At 73.3% G+C, this 9647-nt stretch carries 3 protein-coding genes; 1 reads left to right on the plus strand and 2 read right to left on the minus strand.

Annotation, left to right across the window (positions count from 1 at the left end):
* Positions 1-7017: SDR family NAD(P)-dependent oxidoreductase (locus ACH4F2_RS34870; RefSeq protein ID WP_398136713.1), on the plus strand; the 7017-nt coding region annotated here is incomplete at its 5' end.
* A gap of 549 nt (positions 7018-7566) precedes the next feature.
* On the opposite strand, the gene ccrA is transcribed toward ACH4F2_RS34870, so the two are convergent.
* The gene (gene ccrA / locus ACH4F2_RS34875) at positions 7567-8916 is read right to left on the minus strand and encodes a crotonyl-CoA carboxylase/reductase (protein ID WP_398136715.1); all 1350 of its coding nucleotides are present in this window, start codon (positions 8914-8916) and stop codon (positions 7567-7569) included.
* Between the two features lie 140 nt (positions 8917-9056).
* Positions 9057-9494: a cobalamin B12-binding domain-containing protein gene (locus tag ACH4F2_RS34880; protein WP_398136714.1), complete on the minus strand. Its 438-nt coding sequence runs from the start codon at positions 9492-9494 to the stop codon at positions 9057-9059.
* Positions 9495-9647: the final 153 nt, after the last annotated feature.

The following is a 9647-nucleotide window of genomic DNA, read 5'->3' on the forward strand; positions in this document are numbered from 1 at the left end:
CACTCCGACCACGTCGAACAACTCGAGAACGAACTCGCCACCGCCCTCGCCCCCATCACCCCCCGCACCAGCGACATCCCCTTCTACTCCACCGTGACGGGTGTACTGACCGACACCACCGAACTCGACGCTGCCTACTGGTACCGCAACCTCCGCCACACCGTCGACTTCCAAACCACCATCCACACCCTCCTCAACCACGGCCACACCACCTTCATCGAAACCAGCCCCCACCCCGTCCTCACCATCGGCATCAACGACACCATCGAAGCCGCCGACACCACCGCCCTCACCACCGGAACCCTCCGACGCGACCACGGCGGGCTCGACCGATTCCTCACGTCGCTCGGAACGGTCCACGCACACGGCGTAGAGGTGGACTGGCAGAAGGTGTTCGAGGGCTCCGGTGCGCGCCGGGTCGGGCTGCCGACCTACGCCTTCCAGCACGAGCGCTACTGGCTGGACCCGGCACGGCCGGTGACGGAGGCCGCCGGGCTCGGGCTCGGTGGCGTGGAGCACCCGCTGCTGGGCGCCGTACTCGCCCTTCCCGGTTCGGAGGGCAGTGTGCTGACCGGTCTGCTCTCACTCGGCGGACAGCCCTGGCTGTCGGACCACACGGTGCACGGCACGGTGGTCTTCCCCGGCTCGGGTTTCGTCGAGCTCGCCCTGCGAGCGGGCGGACAGTTCGGTCTGACCGTCGTGGAGGAACTGGTCGAGCACGCTCCGCTCGTGATCCCGGGTCAGGAGGGTGTTCCCGTCCAGGTGGCCGTCGGCGCGCCGGACGAGCGGCAGCGCCGGTCGGTGACGATTCACTCCGGTCGTGGGGGCGAGTGGTCGCTGCACGCTTCCGGCACCCTGGCGGCGACAGCCGCCGGTGAGCCGGAGGGGGAGCGTCTGGCGGTCTGGCCGCCGGAGGGTGCGCGGCAGCTCGACGTATCCCAGGTGTACGCGGCGATGGCCGAGCGTGGTCTCGGCCACGGGCCGGTGTTCCAGGGGCTGCGGACGGCATGGGTTCGCGGTGACGAGGTGTTCGCGGAGGTCGTCCTGGCGCCGGAGGCGCACGGTGACGCGGCGTTGTTCGGCGCGCACCCCGCCCTGCTCGACGCGGCCCTGCACGCGGTGGGTCTCGGTGAGTTCCTCTCGGACTCCTCCCTGGCGTACCTGCCGCTGGCGTGGAGCGGTGTCTCCCTGCACGCGGTGGGCGCGACGGCCGTCAGGGTCGCGCTGGCGCCCGCCGGTGCGGACGCGGTCTCGGCAGAGGTGGCCGACGTGTCGGGTGCGCCCGTGCTGTCGGTGGCGTCGCTGTCGCTGGGACCGGTGCCCGAGGAGCGGATCGAGGACGCGCGCGGATCGGTGGGCGACGCGTTGTTCCGCGTGGAGTGGAGCGAGGCCTTGCTGCCGGACGGTGCGGGCGCGCCCCTGGTGGAGTCCGGTGCTGTCGGCCCGGAGGACGCTTCGGTGCCCGAGGTGGTGGTACTGCCGTGTGCGTCCGACGGCGATCCGGTCACTGTGGTGGTGTGCCGGGCGTTGGAGGCGGTGCAGCGGTGGCTGGCCGACGACCGCTGTGCAAGCTCGCGCCTGGTCGTCCTCACGCGTGGCGCGGTTGTGGCCGCGGCGGGCGAGGATGTGACGGACGCGGGCGCCGCCGCCGTGTGGGGGCTTGTGCGCAGTGCGCAGATCGAGCATCCCGACCGGTTCGTGCTCGTCGACCACGACGGGCACGAGGAGTCGCTGGCGGCGCTGCCCGCTGCCTCGGTGTCCGGGTACGCGCATGTCGTGCTGCGGCGGGGGCGGGCTCTGACGCCACGCCTGGCCGTCGGCGCGCAGGCGGGTGTTCCCGAGCCGTCGGGCCCCCGGGGCACGGTGTTGATCACTGGTGGCACGGGCGCCCTGGGCGGCCGGGTGGCCGGGCATCTGGTCGAGCGGCACGGTGCGCGGGACGTGGTCCTGGCCGGCCGTCGCGGTGAGGAGGCTCCGGGCGCCGGTGAGCTGGCCGGGCGGCTGCGCGAACTGGGCGCCGCGGTGCGGGTGGTGGCGTGTGACGTGGCCGACCGGGACGCGCTGGCGGGGCTGCTGGACTCCCTCCCCGAGCTGCGCATGGTCGTGCACGCCGCGGGTGTGCTCGACGACGCGGTGATCGAGTCGCTGACGCCGGACCGAGTACGGGAGGTGCTGCGGCCGAAGGTCGACGCCGCGTGGCATCTGCACGAACTGACGCGCGACCGCGATCTCGCCGAGTTCGTGATGTTCTCGTCGTCGGCGAGCGTGCTGGGCAGCCCGGGACAGGGAGCCTTCGCCGCGGCCAACAGCTGTCTGGACGCGTTGGCGGCCCACCGCAGAGCGTCGGGGCTGCCCGGAGTGTCGGTGGCCTGGGGGCTGTGGGCCGAGCGCGCCGGCATGACCGCTCATCTCTCGGAGCAGGACCTCGGCAGGATGGCGCGGTCCGGAGCCACGACTCTCTCCACCGAGCAGGGACTGCGGCTCTTCGACATGGCGCGGACGGCCGGGGAACCGGTGGTACTGGCCACCGCGCTGGACACGGCCGCGTTGCAGGAGCGGGCGGACGCCGGTGCGCTGCCGGAGCTGTTCCGGGGCCTGGTCCGTACTCCGTTGCGGCGGGCGAGCGGCGGGGACGGCGGGGAGTCGTCCCTGCGGGCGCGGCTGGCAGGGATGCCGGCTGCCGAGCAGGAGCAGTTCGTGCTGGATCTGGTGCGTGAACAGGTCGCGACGGTGCTCGGGCACGGCTCCCCGGCGACGGTGGACACGGGGCGCACGTTCGGGGAAATCGGTTTCGACTCGCTGATCGCCGTCGAGTTGCGCAACCGGCTCGGTGCCGCGACGGGGGTGCGGCTGCCGGCGACCACGATCTTCGACTACCCGACGCCCCTGGTGCTGGCCGGGCATCTGCGCACCGAACTGGTCGGTGAGCCGGCCGGGGCCGGGCGTCTCGACGCCGCTCCGGTCCGGAACGGGAAGGAGGCGGTGGCGGAGGCTGATCCGGTCGTCATCGTGGGCATGAGCTGCCGCTTCCCGGGCGGGGTGACCTCGCCGGAGGAGTTGTGGGAACTGCTGGGTGCGGAGCGGGACGCGATCTCGAGCCTGCCCGGGGACCGTGGCTGGGACCTGGACAGCCTGTTCAGCGACGACGCCGACGAGTCCGGCACGTCGTACGTCCGTGAGGGCGGCTTCGTGTACGACGCGGACGAGTTCGACGCGGACTTCTTCGGTATCTCACCGCGTGAGGCGCTGGCGATGGACCCTCAGCAGCGACTGCTGCTGGAGGCGTCCTGGGAGGCGTTCGAGCGGGCGGGTATTCCGGCGGCGTCGGTGAAGGGCAGCCGGACGGGGGTGTTCGTCGGCGGTGCCTCGCTGGGATACGGCATGGGCGCCGACCAGGCGGCCGCGGAGGGTTCCGAAGGGTACTTCCTGACCGGTGGCGCGGGGAGCGTGCTCTCGGGCCGGCTCTCCTACAGTTTCGGGCTGGAAGGGCCGGCGGTGACGGTGGACACGGCGTGCTCGTCCTCGCTCGTCGCGCTGCACCTCGCGGTCCAGGCGCTGCGGTCGGGCGAGTGCTCGCTGGCGCTCGCCGGCGGCGTGACCGTCATGGCGACGCCCGGCGTGTTCGTCGAGTTCTCCCGTCAGCGCGGTCTGGCGGCCGACGGCCGGTGCAAGGCGTTCGCCGACGCGGCGGACGGCACCGGCTGGAGTGAGGGCGTCGGCATGCTGCTGGTCGAGCGGCTCTCGGACGCCGAGCGCAACGGGCACCAGGTGCTCGCGGTGGTCCGGGGCTCCGCCGTCAACCAGGACGGCGCCTCCAACGGCCTCACCGCCCCCAACGGCCCCTCCCAGCAGCGGGTCATCCGGGCCGCTCTCGCGGACGCGGGTCTGTCCGCGCCGGACGTCGACGCGGTGGAGGCGCACGGCACGGGCACCCGGCTGGGCGATCCGATCGAGGCGCAGGCACTGCTGGCCACGTACGGTCAGGGCCGGGACGCCGACCGGCCCCTGCTGCTGGGCTCGGTCAAGTCCAACATCGGGCACACCCAGGCAGCCGCCGGCGTCGCCGGGATCATCAAGATGGTCATGGCGATGCGGCACGGGGTGCTGCCGCAGACACTGCACGTGGATCAGCCGTCGTCCTTCGTGGACTGGTCGGCCGGTGCGGTGGAGCTGCTGACCGAGCGGTCCGAGTGGCCGCAGGTCGCACGGGCCCGTCGGGCCGGTGTCTCGTCGTTCGGCGTGAGCGGCACCAACGCACACGTGATCATCGAGGGGCGGCCGGTTCTTCCGGTCGGCACCGGCGCCGGGTCCGGCGACGAGGCCGGAACGGAGCCGGAGCCGGAGCGGGCCGAGCCGGCGGTGCTGCCGTGGGTGCTGTCCGGTCAGGGCGGTCACGGTCTGCGGGCCCAGGCCGAACGGCTGCGGTCCTTCCTGGAGGCGGAGGGTGCGGGACTGCGGCCGTCCGACGTCGGCTGGTCGCTCGCGGCGACACGGTCGGTGCTCTCGCACCGGGCGGCCGTGGTCGGCGCCGACCGCGACGAGTTGCTGCGCGGGCTGGCCGCGCTGGCGGCCGGCGACCCCGCGCCGGGCGTCGTCGTGGACTCCTCCGCGCCCGGCCGGCTGGGCCTGCTCTTCGCGGGGCAGGGCTCCCAGCGCGTCGGGATGGGGCGCGAGCTGTACGCCGCGTACCCGGTGTTCGCCCGGGCGTGGGACGAGATCTGCGCCGAGCTGGACCCGTACCTGGCACGCCCGCTCTCCGAGGTGGTGTCCGACGGCACGGGCGTCCTGGACGAAACGGCCTACACCCAGGCGGCGTTGTTCGCGCTCGAGGTGGCGCTGTTCCGGCTGGTGTCCTCGTGGGGTGTCGAGCCCGACTACCTGCTGGGACACTCCATCGGTGAGCTGGCCGCCGCGCACGTGGCCGGTGTCTGGTCGCTGCCCGACGCGGCGAAGGTCGTCGCGGCGCGCGGCCGTCTGATGCAGGCTCTGCCCGAGGGCGGTGCCATGGTCGCGGTGGGCGCGTCCGAGGAGGACGTGGTCCCGCTGCTGACCGGCCGGGCCTCCATCGCCGCGGTCAACGGCCCGGAGTCGGTGGTCGTGTCGGGTGACGAGGACGCCGTCCGGGCGGTCGTCGACGTGCTGGCCGGGCGGGGCGCGAAGACGCGGCGCCTGCGGGTCAGTCACGCGTTCCACTCGCCGCTGATGGACGACATGCTGGCGGAGTTCGGCGAGGCGCTGCGCGATGTCGAGTTCCGTGCGCCACGGATCCCCGTGGTGTCGAACGTGACCGGCGCGGTGGCGGACCGGGAGCTGTGCGCGCCCGAGTACTGGGTGCGCCACGTCCGTGAGGCGGTGCGCTTCTCCGAAGGGCTGACGCGCCTGCGGGACCTGGGCACGACGACGTTCCTGGAGCTCGGGCCGGACGGGACGCTGACCGCGCTGGCACAGGCGGGCGCTGCCGGCCGCGAGGCCGCGTTCGTTCCCGCACTGCGTGCCGAGCGGCCGGAGCCGGCGACGGTCGTCACGGCCCTCGGCCAGTTGCACGTCCGTGGCGTGCAACTGGACTGGAGGGCGCTGCTGCCCGGTGCCCGGCGGGTGGAACTGCCGACGTACGCGTTCCAACGGACCCGGTTCTGGCTGGAGCCGTCGCGGACTGCGGGCGAGGCGGCCGACTTCGGTCTGGGCGCTCTGGAGCATCCGCTGCTGTCCGCTCTCGTGCCACTGCCGGGTTCCGACGGCGGGCTCCTCACCGGCGTCGTCGCCGCCGACTCGGACGGGTGGCCGGCCGGTCACGCGGACACGGGGACGACGGCCCTGTTCCCGGCGACGGGCTTCGTGGAACTGGTGCTGCAGGCCGGCCTTCAGTTCGGCTGCGACCTGGTCGAGGAGCTGACCGTGCTGGAGCCGCTGGTCCTTCCCGGCCGGGGAGGGGTGCAGGTCCAGGTCTCGGTGAGCGGCCCGGACGAGTCGGGCCGCCGTGAGGTGACGGTGTACTGCCGTCGCGGCGCGGGCCGTGGCGGCCACGTCCGGCACGACGGGGACTGGGTACGTCACGTCACGGCCGTTCTGTGCGAGGACGGCCCCCAGGAGCCCACGGCGGTCGAAGCCTGGCCGCCCGCCGGCGCATGGCCGCTGGACGATGCCGGCCTCCCGGCATGGCGCCGCGGTGACGAGGTGTTCCTCGACATCGCCCTGTCGGCCGCGGTGCCGGGGGCGGCGGACGCCGGGCGCTGGGCCGTGCACCCGGCGCTGCTCGACAGGGCGTTGACCCCGGCGGTGCTGGCGGGATTCGTCGACGACACGCAGGGGTCGTATCTGCCGTCCGGGTGGACGGGGGTCGCGCTGCACGCGGTCGGCGCCTCGAGGCTCCGGGTGGCCCTGTCCCCCGCCGGCCCCGGCAAGGTGTCACTGCGGGCGGCCGACGGCACCGGTGCGCCGGTGCTGTCGGTGGCGTCGCTGGAGCTCCTGCCCGTGCCGGAGGACCTGGTGGACAAGGCGATCGGGGACGCTCGGGTGGTGCCCGCCGCGCACGACACGGACGCGTCCGCGCCGCCGGCCAGGATTCGCCGGGCCTCCGAGCCCGCGGCTCAGGACGCGGTCTCCCTGGTCCAGCGGCTGGCGGCGTGCTCGGAGGAGGAGCAGGAGGAACTGCTGCTGGAACTGGTGCGCGACCAGATCGCGATCGTGCTCGGGCACGCCGACGGCACGCTCGTCGAACCGGACCGCGGACTCCTCGACATGGGCTTCGACTCGGTGGCGGCGGTGCGGCTGCGCAACCAGCTGGAGCAGGAGACCCAGCTGAGCCTGCCGACCACGCTGGTCTTCGAGCATCCCACGGCGATCGGTCTCGCCCGGCACCTGCGGGAGGAGATGCTTCCCGGGGACGCCGCGGCGGCCATCCTCGTACTCGAGGAGCTCAGCAAGCTCGACGACTCGATCCTGGGGCTGGACCCCGCGAGCGCGGTCCGGGTACGGATCTCCGGTCTGCTCCAGGGGCTGTCCGCCAAGTGGCTGTGACCGGGAGACACAGGTTCACGTCGCGCCCGGCGCCGGTGCGGGCGCGTGCGTACCAGTGCGGGCCGGGCGCCGGCCGGGCGCGTGCCGGGGCGTGCCGGGCGCGGACCGGGGCGGGACACGCCGCTCCCGCCCCGCCCCGCCCCCACGCCCGCCGACCGCGCGACGTCGCGGCACACGGCCCGCTCGGCCGGCCGGCCGACGCCTCTTCACGGAGGACGAACCGGGACGGCCGGCCGGTCGTCCCCACCTCCACGACGGGAGGGGCCGGAACGGCCGGTCGGCCGACGCCCCTCCGCGGCGGAGAACCTGAGGCGGCCCGCCGGTAGGCGGCCCTGTAGGCGGGACCTGGTACGGGCGGGCGGCTCCCGACCTGGACCAGGCCCGTCACGGACACCGCGGGCAGGCGCCGGCCGAGGCCCGTGGGCCGTGGGCCGTGACCGAGGGGAAAGCACTGCGCCCTCCCGCCGTCAGTGACGGCGGGAGGGCGCAGTGCTTTCCCGTTTTCCCCGGAAGTATGCGGCCGGTCGGTCGTGCCGGTGCCGGCGGCGCTCAGCCGGCGCTCAGCCCGACTCGGAAGCGGTTGATGGCCGGCTCGTACCCGGCCCGGAGTTCGGGGTCGTCGACCCCGAGGCCCTGCCGCGGAGCCAGGCAGAGCACGCCGACCTTGCCGTGGTGCCGGTTGCGGTGCACGTCCTGCACCGCCCGGCCGATGTCGGCCAGTGGATAGGTCCGCGACAGCGTGGGGTGGATCCGGCCCTTGACGACCAGGCGGTTGGCCTCCCATGCCTCGCGGTAGTTGGCGAAGTGGGAACCGACGATGCGCTTGAGGTGCATCCACAGGTACCGGTTGTCGAACTCGTGCCGGTACCCGGAGGTCGAGGCGCAGGTGACGACGGTGCCGCCCCTGCGGGTGACGTAGACCGAGGCGCCGAAGGTCTCACGGCCCGGGTGCTCGAAGACGATGTCGACGTCCTCGCCGCCCGTCAGCTCGCGGATCCTCGCACCGAAGCGCTTCCACTCACGCGGGTCCTGGGTGTGCTCGTCCCGCCAGAACCGGTAGTCCTCGGTACCGCGGTCGATGATCGCCTCGACGCCCATCGCCCGGCAGATGGCCGCCTTCTGTTCGCTGGAGACGACGCAGACGGGCGTCGCGCCGCCGGCCAGGGCGTACTGGGTCGCGTACGAGCCGAGCCCGCCGCCGGCTCCCCAGATCAGCACGTTGTCGCCCACTTTCATGCCGGCGCCGTTGTCCGACACCAGCTGGCGGTACGCGGTGGAGTTGACCAGTCCGGGCGCGGCCGCCTCCTCCCAGGTGAGGTGGGCGGCCTTGGGCATCAGCTGGTTGGCCTTGACGAGGGCGATCTCCGCGAGGCCGCCGAAGTTGGTCTCGAAGCCCCAGATCCGCTGCTCGGGGTCGAGCATCGTGTCGTTGTGGCCCGCCGCGTCCTCCAGCTCCACGGACAGGCAGTGGGCGACCACCCGGTCCCCGGGCTGCCAGCGGCGCACTCCGGGGCCGGTACGCAGTACCACGCCGGAGAGGTCCGAGCCGATCACGTGGTAGGGCAGGTCGTGACGGGCGGCGGGGCCGCCGGTGCGGGCGTAGCGCTCCAGGAAGGCGAAGGTCGGCACCGGCGAGAACAGCGCGCTCCACACCGTGTTGTAGTTGACCGAGCTGGCCATGACGGCGACCAGTGCCTCGCCGGGGCCGGGCTCAGGGGTCGGTACGTCGTCGATGTGGACGGACTTGGCGGGTTCCCGGTCGGCGACCGGGATACCGTCGAACATGTGCTGGTCGTCCTTGTGGAGCACGGCCGCCCGGTACGACTCCGGTACCGGCAGGGACGCGAAGTCCTGTGGTGCCGTGTCCGGTGATTCGATGGCGGCGGCCAGGTCGGCTATCACTGCAGTCTCCCGTTGTTCCCGTGGGTTGGCCGACGGGCACGGCCGGGTCGTGCCCGTCGGCCGCCGCCGCTGTCGGTCCGGGCCGGGGCGGCCCGGTGGTCGGGTCTTCCGCCCGGTCCGGCTGTGTGGCCTTCCTCTCAGCCCACGGTCGCGCCGGCGGTGCGCGTCGTCCCGTTCCGCGGGCGCATCCCGGTGGTCACCCACTCGACGACCTGCTGTGTGGAGGTGCCGGGCGTGAAGAGGGCGGCGACGCCTCGTTCCAGCAGGAGGGGTATGTCGGCCTCGGGGATGATCCCGCCTCCGAAGACGGTGATGTCCGAGGCGTCCGCCTGCCGGAGTCGGTCGACGACCTCGGTGAACAGGGTCATGTGGGCACCGGAGAGGACGGAGAGGCCGATGCCGTCGGCGTCCTCCTGGATGGCTGTGGCCACGATCTGCGCGGGTGTCTGGTGAAGTCCGGTGTAGATGACCTCGACTCCACCGTCCCGCAGAGCGCGTGCGATGACCTTGGCGCCGCGGTCGTGGCCGTCGAGGCCGGGCTTCGCCACGACGACGCGGAGGGGTTCCTGGGACACGAGGGGTTCCTTCCCGATGGGTTTGCGGCTTTACGAAGCGTCAGCGGGGACGTAGGTGCCCCAGACCTCCCGCAGGGCGTTGCACACCTCGCCCACGGTGGCCCGTGCCCGCAGGGCGTCCTTCATCGGGTAGAGGACGTTGTCCTCGCCCTC

It is taken from the genome of Streptomyces sp. NPDC017890 (assembly GCF_044328675.1).
Taxonomy (GTDB): domain Bacteria; phylum Actinomycetota; class Actinomycetes; order Streptomycetales; family Streptomycetaceae; genus Streptomyces.